Here is a 15,707-nt window from a genome sequence, read left to right as displayed (position 1 = left end):
CAGGACCGGGCGTCCGCGGGCACCGAGCCGCTTCAGTTCTCGGTGCTGTCGCCGGGTCCACGAGGATGGCGCCACCGGTCGTTCGGCTCCTGCGGGGCCTCGGGCTCGTCGGTCTCCTCGGGCTCGTCGGTCTCCTCGAAGCCGGGTCGGCGCACGTCCTCCGGCTCCGGCACCTCAACTGGCCGTGCCCCGGACTGCGGGGCAGGGTGGTAGGCCACCGCCTCGCGTGCGCCGATCGCGCCCTCGGCGCTGGGTGGCTCGGGCAGGTGCGGCTCTCGGTGCAGCTCGTCGCGGAGCTGCTGCGGCGGTCGGGTGGTGCGCTGCGGCAGATCCCGGCCGAGGTCGGCGACGAGGGGACCGTACTTGGCGTCGAAGGCCGGGCGCTCCGAGCGGATTCGGGGTATCCGATCGAAGTTGCGCAGCGGCGGCGGACAGGTCGTCGCCCACTCCAGGGAGTTACCGAAGCCCCATGGATCGTCCACGTTGACCACGGTGCCGTACCGCCAGGACTTCCAGGCGTTCCAGATAAAGAACAGGGTGGATGCGCCGAGTACGAACGACGAGACGGTGGAGATCATGTTCAGGGTGGTGAACCCGTCGCCGGGCAGGTAGTCGACGTACCGCCGGGGCATCCCCTCGTTGCCCAGCCAGTGTTGGACCAGGAAGGTGCCGTGGAAGCCGAGGAACATCGTCCAGAAGTGCACCTTGCCGAGTCGTTCGTCGAGTAGCCGGCCGGTCATCTTCGGAAACCAGAAGTAGATGCCGCCGAAGAAGGCGAAGACCACCGTACCGAAGAGCACGTAGTGGAAGTGCCCCACCACGAAGTAGCTGTCGGTCACGTGGAAGTCCACCGGTGGGCTGGCCAGCAGCACCCCGGTGAGACCGCCGAAGAGGAAGGTGACCAGGAAGCCGATGGCGAAGAGCATCGGTGTCTCGAAGGTGAGTTGCCCCTTCCACATGGAGCCGATCCAGTTGAAGAACTTCACCCCGGTCGGTACGGCGATCAGGTAGCTCAGGATGCTGAAGAACGGCAGTAGCACCTGACCGGTGCCGAACATGTGGTGTGCCCAGACCGCCATGGACAGCACGGTGATGGCGCCGGTGGCGAACACCAGTCCGGTGTAGCCAAAGACGGGCTTGCGGGCGAACACCGGGATGATCTCGGTGATGATCCCGAAGAAGGGCACCGCGATGATGTAGACCTCGGGATGGCCCCAGAACCAGAACAGGTGCTGCCAGAGCAGTGGTCCGCCGGTGGCCGGACCGAATACGTGCGCCCCCAGGAGCCGGTCGGCGAGCAGGGCGAAGAGCGCGGCGGCCAGCAGGGGGAAGACCAGCAGGATCAGGATACTGGTGAAGAGCATGTTCCAGGTGAAGATCGGCATTCGGAACATGGTCATGCCGGGGGCCCGGAGCGTGACGATGGTGGTGATCAGGTTGACCGCGGTGAGGATCGTGCCGACACCGCCGAGGGCGAGGCCGACCAGGACCATGTCGGGGCCGATTCCCGGGGAGTGCTCGGCCTGGCTCAGCGGGGTGTAGGCGAACCAGCCGAAGTCGGCGGATCCGCCCGGGGTGAGGAAGCTGCCGAAGAGCAGTAGACCGCCGAAGAGGAAGATCCAGTAGCCGAAGGCGTTCAGTCGGGGGAACGCGACGTCCGGCGCTCCGACCTGGATCGGGACGATGTAGTTGGCCATCCCCAGCGCGGCCGGGGTGGCGAAGAGCAGCAGCATCGCGAGGCCGTGGGTGGTGAACAGCTGGTTGTACTGCTCGGGGGAGAGGAACTGGAGCCCGGGCCGGGCCAGTTCCCCCCGGATCAGCATCGCCTCGATTCCGGCCAGCACGAAGAAGCCGAAGGCCGTGATCAGGTAGAGCAGGCCGATCTGCTTGTGGTCGGTGGTGGACAGCCACCGGGCCAGCGTGCTGCCGGGTAGCGCGGGCCGCCGCGGGCCCGGGTAGCCGCCAAAGCGCGCCGGTGCCAGGATCGCCGGACCCCGGTCGCGTGGTTCCGTGGTGACCCGCTTGGGCATGGACCCTCACCCCGCTACGACAGATGGGACGGGCAGGGCTACCCGCCCCTCTGACCATGAAACCAGGCGGGAGGGATTATTCAGGCTAGAGCGGCATTTTTGTTGCCCCGGACCTGCGGTGTCGCGTTCCCGCCCTGAGTCGACCCGGTCGCCTGCGGGCCAACCACCGGTGGCGTTCCTCGACGCCGCCCGGCGGACCGGGTGGGCCGCTGAAGATCGGTCCGGTCGCGTACCGTTGCCGCTCATGGGTGTGTCGCAACGGTTGAAGAGCAGGTTCCGCCGGTTCCTCCAGCGCCCCGGGACGACAGTCGACCTCGCACCGCTGGAGAAACTGCTGCCCGCGATCGAGGCCCGGGCTGAGGAACTACAGGCTCTCGACGATGTCGAGCTGACCGAAGCCGCCGGCCGGGCTGAGGGCTACGCGGAGATCTGCGCGGTGGGCCGCGAGGCCGCCCACCGCGGACTGGACCAGCGGCCCTACGATGTGCAGCTACTCGGCGCGATGGCGCTCCTCTCCGGCAAGGTCGCCGAGATGGCCACCGGTGAGGGCAAGACCCTGACCGCGACGGTCGCCGCCTACGGGCATGTTCGCCTTGGCAACGGTCCGGTGCACGTACTGACCGTCAACGACTATCTGGCCCGCCGGGACGCCCAGTGGATGAAGCCGGTGTACGACCTGCTCGGCCTGACCGTCGGCTGGGTCAATGAGTCCTCCACCCCGGAACAACGGCGCGCGGCCTACGCCTGCGATGTCACGTACGTGTCGGTCAGCGAGGCGGGCTTCGACTACCTGCGCGACCAACTCGTCACCGACATTGCGGACCGGGTTCAGCCGGCGCTGTGTACCGCGATCGTGGACGAGGCCGACTCGATCCTGATCGACGAGGCTCGGGTACCGATGGTCCTCGCCGGAGCGGTTCCCGGTGACCATGATCCGGTGCACACCGCCGCGGCGTTGATGCGTGGGTTGCGCGAGGGCCGGCACTACACAGTGGCCGAGGACGGTCGCAGCGTCGCCTTCACCACCAACGGCCTCAGCACCGTCGAGGCCAAGCTCGGCATTGACCTGTACGACGAGGAGCAGGTCGCCCAGCTCTCCGCGGTGAACGTGGCACTGCACGCGCACGCCCTGCTGCACCGCGATGTGGACTACATCGTGCGGGACGGCACGGTCGAGTTGATCGACGAGATGCGCGGACGGGTGGCGCAGCGTCGCCGTTGGCCGGACGGACTGCAGGCGGCGGTCGAGGCCAAGGAGGGGCTCGACGCCACCGCCGAGGGGGAGGTGCTCGGCACGATCGCGGTGCAGGCCTACATCGGGCTGTACCCGACCGTGTGTGGGATGACGGCGACCGCGGTACTGGTCGGCGAGCAGCTGCGCGAGTTCTTTGGGCTCGAGGTCGCGGTGGTCCCGCCGAACACGCCATGTGTCCGCGAGGACGAGCCGGACCGGATCTACGCGACCCAGGCGGAGAAGGAGGAGGCGCTGATCGACGAGATTCGGCGCCACCACGAGCGGGGGCGGCCGGTCCTGGTCGGCACCCTCGACGTGAAGGAGTCCGAAAGCCTGGCGGTCGGTCTCGAGGCCGCTGACGTCCCCTGCATCGTGCTGAACGCCAAGAACGACGACGAGGAGGCGGCGATCATCGCCGAGGCCGGCGCCTACGGCGCGGTCACGGTCTCGACCCAGATGGCCGGCCGAGGTGTCGACATCCGGCTCGGCGGCAGTGATCAGGCGGACCAGGACCGGGTGGCCGAGCTGGGTGGCCTCTACGTGATCGGCAGTGGCCGGCACGACAGCCGCCGGGTGGACGACCAGCTACGTGGGCGGGCCGGTCGGCAGGGCGACCCGGGTGGGTCGGTCTTCTTCGTCAGTCTGCAGGACGATCTCGTGGTCCGGCACGCCGGTGACACGGTGCCACGGTCGCCGCGGATGAACGCCGACGGACTGGTCACCGACCCGCAGGTGGATTACGCCGTGGAGCACGCCCAGCGGGTCGCGGAGGGGGTCAACCATGAGATCCACCGCAACACCTGGCGCTACAGCGTGGTGGTGGAGCAGCAGCGCAAGGCGTTGGCGGAGCGCCGGGAGCGGCTGCTGACCAGCGATGTCGCCGCCCTGATGCTGCTCGACAAGGTCTCGGAGAAGGCCGGCGAGATGGACGAGGATCTCCTCGCCCGAGCCGCCCAGTCGATTGCGTTGTTCCATCTGGATCGGCTTTGGGCCGAGCACCTCGCTGAGCTCTCCGAGGTCCGTGAGGGCGTGCACCTTCGGGCGTTGGGCCGGTTGGACCCGCTGGACGAGTTCCACCGTGCCGCGGTGCCCTCCTTCAACGAGTTGGTGCCGGAGATTGAGCGGCGCACCATCGAGACCTTCACCGAGACGGAATTCGACGAGGACTGGGAGCCGGACGAGGCCAAGCTGGTCCGGCCGAGCGCCACGTGGACGTACCTCGTGCACGACAACCCGTTCGGTTCGGAGCTCGACCGGCTGATCGCCTCGGTGGGGCGGCGGCTGAGCTCCGAATCCCGCTGACCGGCCCGGAGTGTTCCGGTAGCGTCCGGCTCCGGAAGGCGCCCCTTTTTGGGACAGTTTCGACCCCTCTCCTCGGGGTAGTAGGCCGAGGCTGCGGAGTGGGGACAGGCCCGAAACTCCGGTGGTCCGGTGGTAGAACGTGCGGCGTACGGCGTGATGGAGGTGGGTCGGGTGAACCTGGAGATGCGGGAGTCGGTCGGGGAGACGCTCGGTGTCCTGGAGACCGCGGGACTGCTCCGGGAGCTGACCGCCGGGCTGATCGGCGCGACAGACCTCGACGCCGCGCTGACCGTCCTCGTCCGGATCGCCCGGGACGGCATCGCGGGGGTCGGCTGGTGTGGGTTCACCTCCCTGCGTGCGGGAGAGCCGGCCGGAGCGGTGGCCTCCGACGCCCGACTCGCCGAGCTCGACGACCTGCGGCACGGCCCGGACTCGCCGGCGATGGCGGCGATCGGGCGGCGGGAGCTGGTGATCGCGGAGCTACTGAGCGCTGAGGCGCGGTGGCCGGACTGGACGTGGCGCGCCCGTGAGCTCGGGGTGTCGGCTGTGATCTCCGCGCCGATCGACATCGACGAACAGGTGATCGGCGCGCTCAACCTCTACGCGGGGGCTCGGGAGGTGCTCACCCCCCGCCACCAGCTGACCGCGATGCTGGTGGCCGAGCACGCCGGTCTTCTGCTCGCCGCGGTGCGGGACCGGGCGCGGACCGTGGCCGAGGCCGGTCAGGTCGACCTGGCGCTGCTCGGCGAGAGCGTTGTCGGGCAGGCGATCGGTGTCGTCATGACCCAGCGGGGGTGCCGGGCGGAGGAGGCCATGACGGTGCTGCGCAGCGCGGCGTCCTCGCTCGGGATCCCCCTGCGGGAGGTGGCCGAGCGGTTGGTCACCACGGTCTCGCGGCCTCGCGACAACTAGCTAGCCGTACCCCGTGGCGAGCAGCGCCGTGGGGCGGGGCTCCTCCGGCGGACTCGCCGTGGGCTTCAGTGGGCGACCCGGTGGTGGGCAGCCAGGAGGTCGGCACCGAAGTCACTGCTCGGGCGGCGCAGCACGGTGTGGGCGTGGTTGCCGTCATCCGCGGTGTTGTCGTACTCGATCAGCAGGTCGTCGCCCTGCAGGCGGTAGTAGTGACGCTGCCCTGGCCAGCTCGGTCCAGCCCAGGCGAAGTGCATTGAGGACCCGGCGAGCCGACGGGCCTCCCGGTCTGCCAACTCCGGCGGGAACCGCTCCAGGTAGAGAGCGACGAGTTGGTCCACCAGGGCTCGGCCGGTGGGGCCCATCTGGTCAGCGGAGACGCCGAGGGGAACCATCGGGGTATCCACGCGCGGTCGGGTCGCGCTGATGATGTCGGTGGGAGCCGCTTCGGCGATGATCGCTGTCGTCCGTAGTTGCGGGCTGAGGGAATCCAGCAACGCCCGACCCAGGTCCTCCTCTGGGCCGAGCGGGCGGGTGACCGGCCGGTCGGCCCAACGGATGGCGGCCGGGTTCGCCCCGAAGAAGACCGGAGCGGGGGAGACCTGGTCGGCGACGATGGTCATGCTGATCGACAGGTGGTGCCCCTCGACCCGCCACCCCCACGCCTCGTCCTGGATCGGGTCACCGAAAACCGCCACCCAGTAGTCGTCGCTGTGTCGGCCGCGGCGTCCCCCCTCGGCTCGGTCCAGCACCTCCTCCAGACCGATGATCGCCACCGCTTGGGCGTAGGCCGAGGTGCTCAGGGCGCTCGCCAGGAGTCGGTGGGCGGCCTTCCGAGCAACGCGGCGCAGGTCGGCCAGGCAGACGCCGGGCCGGGGCCGGGGCCGGTACTCGATCCAGCGCCGTGCCCGCCGGTCGTCGAACCGGTGGGCTACCCGGGCACGTTCCGGCTCGTCCAGGGCGGTGAGCAGCGCCGCGGCGGCGGTGCGTTGCTGCTGGGACAGCGAGTCCTCCACCATCCCTGTATACCCTGCCGGGCACGGCGACACGGGCAGTGGGCGACACCGGGGTGGGCGAGGGAACGGCAAATGTGAACGCGGTGGGGACCCCCGGATCGGGTCCTCGCAGCGGCTCTGCTGTAATCAGTTGACCTCGTACGCAGAGCGAGCGTATCGCTCCTATGTGTTAGTCAATTGTCACATTCATGCAACGCAGCTGCCCCTTGACCCCCGAACGGGTGCCGGGAAGCATCGGTGAAGCGGCGTCCCGGGCCGTTGGGGAGATACCCGGACCAGCCAAGGAGGACCATGTCGGTCAGCCCCGCCTCGTCGCGCGCCGGATGGCATTCGTCCCAACCCGCTGTTCCCGGCCGCCCTCCGGGTGGCCAGCGCCGTCCCACCAACACGGTTCCCCCGGTCCTTACCGTGACCCTGTCGATTCCGTTGGCCAGCGACGAGGCACTGAACCCGGCGGCCCGACGGCTGCTGGACGCGGCCCGCGAACTGATGGAATGTGGAGACAGCACGGTCACCATGACCGGCAACGGGCTTTCGGACCGGCGGGTGGAGCCAGTCCCGACCGGCCGCCCCCCGAGCCGGTCGCTCGCCCCCACCATCCCCACCCTGCACATCCTCGCCTCCTCCCGGTCCGTGCTGCGCGACGGCGAGCCGTTGACGCTGACCCGGCTGGAGTTTGATCTGTTGCTGCACCTGGTCGCCCACCCCCGGCGGGTCTTCACGCGGCTACAACTGCTCAATGCGGTCTGGGGCTACGAGCACGCCGGGGTGCGCACGGTGGACGTGCACGTCCGTCGGCTGCGGGGCAAGGTCGGTGTGGACGTCCCCCTGGTCACCACCGTCTACGGGGTCGGCTACCGGCTCGCCGACGACGCCCGGGTGACCATCGACCGCAGCGGTTGACGGAGGCCATAGCCCGCCCTGGTGCCGGTGGGTCCGGGTAGCCGATCCGGCGGCGGTTTGGTCCGTGGCGGTGCGGGGTATTCGGTCGGCTCACCACACGGGTCACCACCCGTGCAGACGATCAGCACCGGTCCGGTGGACCGGGAGGCCCTCAGGAAGGCAGGCAGCGATGCTCGTCCACGACCCGGTCGACACCCCCCGACCCCCGGCGGAAGCCAATCAGATTCGGCAGTCCCTGCAGGCCCGTTACGACGAACTCGCCGCCGAGTACGAGCAGGCGGTGTTGCAGAGTCAGGTGCTGCGCCTGGTCGAGGTCGGGGACACCGCGGGTGATGACCAGGCCGACAGCGGCACGAAGACCGCAGAGCGGGACACCGCGCAGTCCCTGTTGCGCACAATCCTTGACCGCCGGGCACAGTTCGAGCACGCCCTGACCCGGCTGGAAGAGGGCACCTACGGCTTCTGCGAGGGCTGTGGTGCGTCGATTCCGGTGGAGCGGCTGGAAATCTTCCCGTCGGCAACGACCTGCGTGACCTGCAAACAAACCCGGGAGCGTCGCGCGGCTTGACCCGCCGTCGCCGCCGGGGCGGGGGGGTGGAGTAGACGGAGGTGGCTGGAAGGTGACGGTGCAGACGAGACCGGACCGCCATCGGGGCGTCGTTGTCCACGTCGTGGGGGCGCCCGACGGCCGGCGACGGGTGAACCGGCCCGGCGGAGTCAGCCCGGTGCGACCGCGCCGCGGCCCGCTGGGGCCCCCGCGACGAGACGACGATGGTCGGTGTGGCGCCGACGTTCGGGGGTGGAGAGATGGCTGAGCAGCTACAGTCCGCGATTGACGCGTCCACGCAGAAGACGAATCTGATGCTTCAGGACATTGAGGAGGCCTTCGGCTGGCCGAGGGGACAGCGAAACCAGTCCTACTGTGCCCTACGGACGATGCTGCACCTGCTACGTGATCGATTGCCGGTGCAGGAGAGCGTGGAGTTCGCCGCGCAGTTGCCGCTGGTGATCCGCGGAATCTACTTCGACGGTTGGCAACCGACGGATGTTCCGGTCAAGCTGAACCGAGATGATTTCCTCCTTGAGTTCCGGAGGCAGTTCACCTATGACCTCCAGGGCGATGCGGAGCACCTGGTACAGGTGGTCCTCGACGTCCTACACCGGCATGTCAGCTCGGGGCAGTGGGGCGACGTGAAGGACAACATGCCGAAGGACCTGGCCAGGATGATGCCCTGACCGTTTCGGCGCTCGCCCGCGCGCAGGGTTCGGACGGGCCGTTGACCAGTGAACCACCAGCGTCGGAGTGCTGGCCCGGCTACCCTGTGGTGGGGAGGGCCGGAGGTGGGGTACACCCGCCGTACGACGAACCCCGGCGTTTGGACGGGGCGCAGCCGAGGAGCACCCATGGCACTCAACGACGACGACATGACAACCTCCGGCGGCACCGGCCCTGAGGGCCCGGCTGATGGTGGGGCGACCCCGGGTCAGCATGATGGTGGTGCCGACGGCAGTGCGGAGGGTCCGGCCGATGGTGGGGCGACCCCGGGTCAGCACGATGGTGGTGCCGACGGCAGTGCGGAGGGTCCGGCTGATGGTGGGGCGACTCCAGGGCAGCGTGATGGTGGTGCCGACGGCAGTGCGGGCTGAACCAGGCTGTGCCGTACGTCGACTCGCCGGGCAGCCCCGGTCGCACCGCGTTCGCCATCGAGGGGTCGGAGCGGCCCGTGGGGTCACCGTCGGCGCTGGCCCGGTGCGTCTCGGTCGAGCCGGCGAGGTTCGTCGCCGTGCACTGGGGACAGACACCGCTGCTGTCTCGGGCCCATGAGCTGCCCAACCAGAGTGGCTTTTGCGACCTGCTCAGCCCGGCTGACGCGGACGAACTGCTGAGTCGGCGTGGCTTGCGCACCCCGTTCCTGCGGGTGGCGCAGGACGGCGTGTTGGTGCCGGCGGCCCGGTACACCGGTGGCGGGGGCGCGGGCGCCGAGATCGCCGACCAGGTCCTCGACGAGAGGATTCTCGACCTGTACGCCGGCGGTGCCACCCTGGTGTTGCAGGGCCTGCACCGCACCTGGCCGGCGCTCATCGACTTCACCCGGGAACTCGGCCTGGCTGTCGGGCAGCCGTTGCAGGTCAATGCCTACCTGACTCCGGCCGGCAGCCAGGGATTCGCCACCCACTACGACACGCACGATGTCTTCGTCCTCCAGGTTGACGGTCGGAAGCACTGGCGAATCCATCCGCCCGTGCTCCCCGATCCGCTGGAGCGGCAGCCGTGGGGCGGTCGAGCCGATGAGGTCTCCGCGACCGCGACGGGCCCAGCCAGCCTGGACGTGCTGCTCGCCCCCGGCGACGCGCTGTACCTACCCCGCGGCTGGTTGCACAGTGCCAAGGCCCAGGAGAGCAGCTCCCTTCACCTGACCGTCGGCGTTCGGGCACTGACTCGATACACGCTGGTCGAGGAACTGCTCGCGCTCGCCGCCGAGGAGCCGCGGCTGCGGGCCACCCTGCCATTCGGGATTGACGTCGCCGATCCGGAGGCGGTGCAGCCCGAGTTGACGGAGACCGTAGAGGTACTGCGGGACTGGCTGCGCTGCGTCGATCCAGCAGTGCTCGCCGCCCGGCTGCGGCAGCGGGCATGGCCGGCGGCCCGGCCGGCTCCGCTGTATCCCCTTGCCCAGACGGCCGCGTTGGGCGCGCTCGGCCCGGACAGCCGCGTCACTCCCCGCCCGGGCCTGCGGTGGCAGCTCACCCCGGCGGGAGAGCGGGTGACGCTGCGTGTCTTCGACCGTACGATCACCCTGCCGCAGATGTGTGCCCCGGCCCTGCGCGCGTTGCTCATCGGGGAGGTCAGCCGGGTCGGGGACCTGCCCGGCCTGGCCGACGAGACCGACCGGGTCACCCTCGTGCGCCGCCTGCTCCGGGAGGCGGTCGTCGTACCGGCCCAGGGCAGCGGTCTGAACCGGCCCAACAAGGGCGCGGCAGATGATCCGAGGCTGCCGCCACTGACCGGTTCAGCGGGCCACTGCGAGGAGGAGTCCCGTCGTCAGCAGCCCGGCGACCACCACCACGGCCATCGGGCGTGGGCCGAGCACCGCGTGGCGCCGGTCGGCGAGAATCTTCGCCGGGATCAGGCCGACCAGCGGGCCGAGCAAGGTCACTACCAGCGCCAGCACCGGCAGCCCGACCGCCAGGTCCCCGCCGTACCGGTCGCCGATAGTCCGGGCGACGGCGCCCAGGGCATACGTGACCAGCGCACCGCCGAACCCACAGACGGCAAGTAGCGGATTGGCGGATCCGGGCAGCTCACCGGGTTGACCGGTACGGGCCAGAAGGTCCCGCACCGCGGCCAGCATCGGCAGGGGATTCCCGGCGGCGCCGCTGACTGGACCGGGGGGGCCCTCCATCCGGCGGCCCGCCGACCGAAGCCGCCCGCGCAGCTCCTGCCACAACAGCCGGACCTCAGCCTCGACCCGCTCCTGCAGTCCGCGTGCTGCCGTCACCTCCCGTTCGGCGTGACGGACCTGATCCTCGGCGTGCGCCACGGCGCGCCGCGCGGCCGTACACTGCTGCTCGTACCAGGTGTGTGCCTCGGCCCGTTGTGCCGACACCTGCTCGGTCAGGTCGGCCAGTCGTCGTACCTGCGCCAGGTATGACTCGCTCGGCACTGGTTGGTTCACCGCTGGTTCCCGTACGGGATGATCGTCTGTCCGGTGCGGTGCACCGCCCGGTCGAAGAAGAGGCCCCGCCACGGGCGGGGGTACCAGTCCGGCCCGCCGGTGCCGGGGTAGAGCGAGGTGCCCAGTTCCCCGCCGTGCGTGTCGAGCGCTACCCAGGCGCCGACCTGGTCGGTACGGGCGGCTGGTCCGCCGAGGTCGGCCCGCATCCGCGCGACCCCCCGCCACCAGGCCAGGACATGCGTCCGCCGCTCTGGCCCGTCGTGGAGGACGCGACGCAGCCGCTCCAGCCCGGTCTGGCCGCCGACCCGGGCGGAGAGCGCGCCGGCCGCCGCGTCAACTGCGAACAGCAGCAGGTAGTGGGGGACACCGACGCCCGGGGCGCCCAGCCCGGCGGTGGTCTCGGCCATTAGTTCGGTCACGGTCTCCTCGTCATACCAGGCGGCATCGTCGGCGAGGTCGGCGTAGAGGGACCGGGCGGCGGAGTCGGCGTCCGGGTCCAGACAGGCGATGGAGAACCGCGCCGTTCCGGGGCGATGCTGCCGGGCGAGCGACCGTCCGGCAGCGGCGAGTACAGCGCAGGCCTCGTCAACGCGGGTGCCCAGCACGGCGAGGTTACGCCCGGGCGCGCGCGGCAGTCGAAGTGTTGCCGAACGGGCCTGCACGTCGATGATCTCGCCGAGTAACGCCGTCGGGGCTCGGGGCGTCCCGCTCTCCGGTGCGGAGAGCGCCTGGTAGTCCGGGGCGTCGGTCAACCGGGGGATCGCGTCCCCGTCGAAGAGCCGCGCCGGGGCGGCGTCCGGCGGGCGCATCCGCCAGAGTCGGTGCTGCAGCCCACTCCACGTCTCCCAGTCGCTCGCCGACGGTATCCGGGCGATCTCGTTCCCCTCGGCCAGTCCCGACTCGGCGTTGACCACGGCGTGGTGGCGGGGTAATGACTGCGCGGCGTCGTTGCGCTCGGCGAGGATCCGCAGCGCCTTGGGGAGGGCGATACGGAGGGTGAACTGGGCGACCAGGGCCGGCCGCCCCCACAGCGCCTCGATTCCCCGGACGTCCTGCGACGCTAGGACCAGGTGGATGCCCTGCGAGCGACCGCGTCGGGCCAGGTCCTCGAGGAGGTCGGCGGCCTCCCGGGCGACCGCGTCCCGGCCGGCGAGCAGCATCTGGAACTCGTCGACCACGGCGACGATCCGCGGCCAGCGTCCGGCTGGGTCCACCCCGCGCAGTTCGGCGAGCTTCGTGACTTCGTGCTCCTTCGCCGCGTCGGCGCGCCGACGCAGCTCTTCGGCGAGGAAGCGAAGTAGGGCGAGACCGAACTCCCGGTCCGTGTTGACGTTGATTCCGACCAGCCGCATGTGCGGCAGCCAACTCGGGTCGCGGCGACCCTGCGCGAACCGGGCGAAGGAGACGCCCTCCTTGAAATCGAGCAGGTAGAACTCCAACTCCGCCGGGGAGTAACGGGCGGCGAGCGCACCGATCCAGGCGAAGATCAGATTTGTCTTGCCGGTGCCGGATGGGCCGCCGATCAACGCGTGCGGCGGATAGTCGCCGAGAGTGACCAGCGTCGGCTGGCCGTCCGTTCCTTCGCCGATCGGCGCGATCAGGCCGGCCGCCGAGTCCTCCCGCCACATCTGGTCCGGCGGTGGCAGCAGGTCGGTGAAGGGCATCGGTTCCGGGCCGGCGTTGACCCGGGCGGCGACGGCCCGGCAGGTCTCGGTGATCAGGGGCGCCGGGGGCGCCGGGTCGAGCGTGACCGGCGGTGCGCCGGCAAGTTCGGCCCGGCCCGGTTCGACGTGGATCCGGGCTACGGTGGCGTCCTCCGGCAGCGCCAGGCCGCGTACCACCAGGTGCACGCCGCACGCCGCGCCGGTGCGGGCCACCCGATCGAGTTGGCTGCGTTCGTGCCGGGACGGCTCCTCCCCGCCGAGCAGGACCGCCACCCGCCACGGCTCGGGGCGGCGACCGGTGGCTGTGGCTAGCTCACGCAGGGAGCGATGCTCGCCGGCCAGGACGGTGGAGTTGATCCGGTGGATCTCCTCGACGAGGTCGTCGAGGAGCCGGCCCAGCCCGCCGGGGCCGACGAAGGTCAGCAGCCCGGCGGTGCCCAGCGGCGCGAAACCGGCCAGGCCGGCCCCAAGGTGCTCCGGGTCGTAACCGGCCAACCGGACCGCGCCCGCGTCGGCTCGGCCAACCGCCCGTAGCAGCAGCGCGGCTATCACCGCCTCGCCCGCCACCCGGTCGCTACCGGACAGCTCGACGTGCCCGGCGTCGAGCAGCGGCACCAGCGCGGGCACTGGTTCCCCGCCCGGGACGGCGAGCGTGCCAATCCGTAGTGGGCCGGGCGGCTCCGCCCGGCGGGCGGGGGTGGGATGCCACTGTGGCCAGTCAGCGGTGGCCGCGCCCGGGGCCTCCCGGCGGGCCGCTTCAGCCGCCTGCCGGGACAGCTCGGCGATCCGGGCCGAGTGTCGGGCGTCGATCTCGGCGAGCCGCCGGTCTCGCTCCGCGCCGACCCGTGCGGGCACCGCGGCGGCGGCCCGGCGGACCCGGTCGAGTCGGCCCCGCTCGGCGGCGAGTTCGGTCTGCGCCGCGGCCAGCCGGGTCCGCGTCGCGCCGAGGGCCTCGCCGAGGGTTTGCCGGACCTGGGCGGCGAGCTGCGCCCGCCGGTCAGCCATCGGCGTCCCGTCGAGACGAGGGACGCCCCGGGGCCATCGCTCCGCTCCGGCTCTCGGCCGCCAGTGGGCTACCGTGGCGTCCGGCGGCAGCCTGCCGCGGGCGGGTGGGCGCCTGTTGCCCGATGCTGGCGGCGCGCCGCTCCCATTCGGCGTCGGCCCGCCGGCCGCGGTGCGCGGCGGCTCGCCGCTGGTCGTCCGCTGCCTGCCGGGTCCGCGTGTCGTCGGTGCGGCGCTCGTGCTCCGCCGGGGTCGGTAGCTCGCGGCCGAGCCGGTCGAGCAGGACGCCGGTCAGCACTCCGGCGGTGACCGCCGAGTCGGCGGCGTGCGGCTGGTCGGCGTCGTCCCGGCGGGGCGGTGGCATCCGGCAGACCCGGGCCAGCAGTGTTTCCACCACCGGCGCGGGCAGGCCCGGCAGCAGGTCGCGGGTCCGGCTGTCCAGGGCCTGGCGGAGCCGCGGCAGGTCCTCGGCCCGGGGCGGGTGCCCAAGGAACTCCCCGGCCAGTTCCCGCAGCAGGGGTGGGGCCAGCGCGGCCAACCCCAACCCCACGTCGGCGTGGGCGCGGCCCAGCTCGCCGCGGAGTCGTTCCCGGTCGCCGGCGCGGACCTCGTGGACGACTCGGCGCAACAGCTCGCTGGAGTCAGCGATCGCCTCATCCGGTTGCTCCGACCCGCTCCCGCCACCGGTCAACTCGACGACCCGGACTGCCCACCAACGGGGTGCGGCGGCCGGGCCTGGCGGGACAGTGACCGTCGCCGGTGTCGTGGCACTACGGGGAGCGTCGTGTGCCGGTTGCTGTTCGGGAGGGGTACGTGGGGCGGATGCGTCATCGGCGGCCAGCCCGATCACGGCCAGGTACGCCGTCAGCTGCTCCTGGGCGACACGCAGCGCGTAGCCGGCGGACTCGGCGTGCTCGACGGCGCTGGACAGCTCCGGCACCCCCATCGGGTTGGCGGATTCCTGGCGTACCCAGCGCAGCCGCTCGGCGGCCAGCCCGAACCGTTCGAGCGCCTCGGCGAGTTGGCCGAGCGGCAGGTCATCGCTGGCGGCGCGCACCTGGGCGCCGAGATCTTCGACGATGGACATGGCGGCGCTCAGAGGGTCGCGACGTAGAGCTGGGCCTGCTCGACCGCGACGAGTGTGGCCGCCAAGCACTCCTCCAACTCCTGCCCCGCCTGGGTCAGCGAGGCCTGGGCCGCATCCACCGTCTCGTGTCCGCTGCCCTCCAACGCGCCGGCCAGCGTCTGTTGCGCCTCGGCCAGCTTCTCACTGGCGGCGTGCACAGCGCTCTGGCCGTCACCGATCTGTTGGAGCGCGACATCGATGGCTGCCTTGAGCTCGGCGACGCTCGCCACGACGGAACCTCCTGGGGCAAGGGGAGGCCTCCATTAGAGCCTATCGGCACCAGGGAGAGAACATCCTCCCCGGCAGTATTAAACCCTACTGTGTGGTTGTCATCCGCAGGCGCGGGGACGTCGATTGCCCCAGCCGCGTGGGGATGAGCTCAGTGGCCGGTCAACCAGCGCGGCCCATGCACCTCGGCCCCCCGCTGGGTCACGCGTTCTCGCAGCTCACGGTCGGCGGTGATGACGACCCGGCGGCGCTGTGGGTCGGCGGCGACCAGGTCCACCACCGCGTCGTCGCCGGACTGCTGGGCCGCGACCACCCGTACCCCCGACACCGGCGGTACCCCGCGCGCCGCACCCTCGACCACCAGCACCACCTCGACCGGCGGCGGCAGCTCCGGTGGCACCCCGGAATCGGGCAGGCCAGTGAGGCTGTCCCGCAGTCGGGTGGTCGCCCCGACCCGGTCCCGCCACCACCCGTCGGGCCGGGATCCCACCACGTTGGCGGCGTCCACGATCAGCAGCGGTGTCCCATTCATGCCGCCAGCCTGCCACCCGATCCGCCCACACCCGGGCAACCCCGGTGGCCAGTCGGCGGAGTTTGTCCGGACGACTGCCGGGTA

At 71.2% G+C, this 15,707-nt stretch carries 13 protein-coding genes and 1 pseudogene; 7 read left to right on the top strand and 7 right to left on the bottom strand.

The window, feature by feature from the left end; genetic code table 11:
- Window positions 1-32 precede the first annotated feature (32 nt).
- Window positions 33-2,030 carry an aa3-type cytochrome oxidase subunit I gene (gene ctaD, locus SALPAC6_RS0107580; RefSeq protein WP_018252826.1) on the bottom strand — a complete coding sequence of 666 codons (1,998 nt, stop codon included), beginning with the start codon at window positions 2,028-2,030 and terminating at the stop codon, window positions 33-35.
- 244 nt (window positions 2,031-2,274) lie between these two features.
- Between ctaD and secA2 the strand changes: the two genes are divergently transcribed.
- Together secA2 and SALPAC6_RS0107570 are read left to right on the top strand one after the other, a co-directional pair.
- Window positions 2,275-4,566 (top strand): accessory Sec system translocase SecA2, encoded by a 2,292-nt coding sequence (gene secA2 / locus SALPAC6_RS0107575; RefSeq protein ID WP_026189411.1) that lies wholly within the window; start codon window positions 2,275-2,277, stop codon window positions 4,564-4,566.
- Between the two features lie 171 nt (window positions 4,567-4,737).
- Window positions 4,738-5,478: a GAF and ANTAR domain-containing protein gene (locus SALPAC6_RS0107570; RefSeq protein WP_026189410.1), complete on the top strand. Its 741-nt coding sequence runs from the start codon at window positions 4,738-4,740 to the stop codon at window positions 5,476-5,478.
- A 65-nt stretch (window positions 5,479-5,543) separates the two neighbouring features.
- On the opposite strand, the gene SALPAC6_RS0107565 is transcribed toward SALPAC6_RS0107570, so the two are convergent.
- On the bottom strand, window positions 5,544-6,494 hold the full coding sequence (locus tag SALPAC6_RS0107565) for a DUF3500 domain-containing protein (RefSeq protein ID WP_018252823.1): 951 nt from the start codon (window positions 6,492-6,494) through the stop codon (window positions 5,544-5,546).
- A gap of 405 nt (window positions 6,495-6,899) precedes the next feature.
- Here SALPAC6_RS0107565 and SALPAC6_RS0107560 point away from each other — a divergent pair, with 405 nt between their 5' ends.
- From SALPAC6_RS0107560 to SALPAC6_RS0107540, 5 genes and pseudogenes are all read left to right on the top strand, one after another.
- Window positions 6,900-7,394 carry a winged helix-turn-helix domain-containing protein gene (locus SALPAC6_RS0107560; protein WP_018252822.1) on the top strand — a complete coding sequence of 165 codons (495 nt, stop codon included), beginning with the start codon at window positions 6,900-6,902 and terminating at the stop codon, window positions 7,392-7,394.
- 169 nt (window positions 7,395-7,563) lie between these two features.
- Complete coding sequence (locus SALPAC6_RS0107555; RefSeq protein ID WP_018252821.1) at window positions 7,564-7,962, top strand: TraR/DksA family transcriptional regulator; 399 nt, start codon at window positions 7,564-7,566, stop codon at window positions 7,960-7,962.
- A gap of 239 nt (window positions 7,963-8,201) precedes the next feature.
- Window positions 8,202-8,630: a DUF2267 domain-containing protein gene (locus SALPAC6_RS0107550; RefSeq protein ID WP_026189408.1), complete on the top strand. Its 429-nt coding sequence runs from the start codon at window positions 8,202-8,204 to the stop codon at window positions 8,628-8,630.
- A 168-nt stretch (window positions 8,631-8,798) separates the two neighbouring features.
- Window positions 8,799-9,041: a hypothetical protein gene (locus tag SALPAC6_RS0107545; RefSeq protein ID WP_018252819.1), complete on the top strand. Its 243-nt coding sequence runs from the start codon at window positions 8,799-8,801 to the stop codon at window positions 9,039-9,041.
- An 8-nt stretch (window positions 9,042-9,049) separates the two neighbouring features.
- Window positions 9,050-10,336 (top strand): annotated as a pseudogene (locus SALPAC6_RS0107540) (cupin domain-containing protein); the annotation flags it as partial.
- 69 nt (window positions 10,337-10,405) lie between these two features.
- Here SALPAC6_RS0107540 and SALPAC6_RS30010 read toward each other — a convergent pair.
- The 5 genes from SALPAC6_RS30010 to SALPAC6_RS0107515 form a co-directional block, all read right to left on the bottom strand.
- A complete protein-coding gene (locus SALPAC6_RS30010; protein WP_223874240.1) occupies window positions 10,406-11,071 on the bottom strand; it encodes a hypothetical protein in 666 nt (221 codons plus the stop codon).
- Window positions 11,068-13,740: an FtsK/SpoIIIE domain-containing protein gene (locus SALPAC6_RS0107530; RefSeq protein ID WP_018252816.1), complete on the bottom strand. Its 2,673-nt coding sequence runs from the start codon at window positions 13,738-13,740 to the stop codon at window positions 11,068-11,070. Before SALPAC6_RS0107530 ends, SALPAC6_RS30010 begins: the two co-directional genes overlap by 4 nt.
- Window positions 13,733-14,824, bottom strand: coding sequence for a hypothetical protein (locus SALPAC6_RS0107525; RefSeq protein ID WP_018252815.1), 1,092 nt, complete (start codon window positions 14,822-14,824; stop codon window positions 13,733-13,735). The genes SALPAC6_RS0107530 and SALPAC6_RS0107525 overlap by 8 nt, the downstream gene beginning before the upstream one ends.
- Before the next feature lie 8 nt (window positions 14,825-14,832).
- Window positions 14,833-15,093: a hypothetical protein gene (locus tag SALPAC6_RS0107520; protein WP_018252814.1), complete on the bottom strand. Its 261-nt coding sequence runs from the start codon at window positions 15,091-15,093 to the stop codon at window positions 14,833-14,835.
- 149 nt (window positions 15,094-15,242) lie between these two features.
- A complete protein-coding gene (locus SALPAC6_RS0107515) occupies window positions 15,243-15,623 on the bottom strand; it encodes a PIN domain-containing protein (protein WP_018252813.1) in 381 nt (126 codons plus the stop codon).
- Between the last annotated feature and the right edge of the window lie 84 nt (window positions 15,624-15,707).

The sequence above is a fragment of the Salinispora mooreana genome (assembly GCF_000379065.1).
GTDB lineage: Bacteria > Actinomycetota > Actinomycetes > Mycobacteriales > Micromonosporaceae > Micromonospora > Micromonospora mooreana.
This window is presented reverse-complemented; position numbering and strand designations above follow the sequence as displayed.

Bases quoted from the DNA above. Each gene is read 5' to 3' on its own strand.
- ctaD (WP_018252826.1), bottom strand. From the start codon at position 2,030: ATGCCCAAGCGGGTCACCACGGAACCACGCGACCGGGGTCCGGCGATC.
- secA2 (WP_026189411.1), top strand. From the start codon at position 2,275: ATGGGTGTGTCGCAACGGTTGAAGAGCAGGTTCCGCCGGTTCCTCCAG.
- SALPAC6_RS0107565 (WP_018252823.1), bottom strand. From the start codon at position 6,494: ATGGTGGAGGACTCGCTGTCCCAGCAGCAACGCACCGCCGCCGCGGCG.
- SALPAC6_RS0107555 (WP_018252821.1), top strand. From the start codon at position 7,564: ATGCTCGTCCACGACCCGGTCGACACCCCCCGACCCCCGGCGGAAGCC.
- SALPAC6_RS0107550 (WP_026189408.1), top strand. From the start codon at position 8,202: ATGGCTGAGCAGCTACAGTCCGCGATTGACGCGTCCACGCAGAAGACG.
- SALPAC6_RS0107545 (WP_018252819.1), top strand. From the start codon at position 8,799: ATGGCACTCAACGACGACGACATGACAACCTCCGGCGGCACCGGCCCT.
- SALPAC6_RS0107530 (WP_018252816.1), bottom strand. From the start codon at position 13,740: ATGGCTGACCGGCGGGCGCAGCTCGCCGCCCAGGTCCGGCAAACCCTC.
- SALPAC6_RS0107525 (WP_018252815.1), bottom strand. From the start codon at position 14,824: ATGTCCATCGTCGAAGATCTCGGCGCCCAGGTGCGCGCCGCCAGCGAT.
- SALPAC6_RS0107515 (WP_018252813.1), bottom strand. From the start codon at position 15,623: ATGAATGGGACACCGCTGCTGATCGTGGACGCCGCCAACGTGGTGGGA.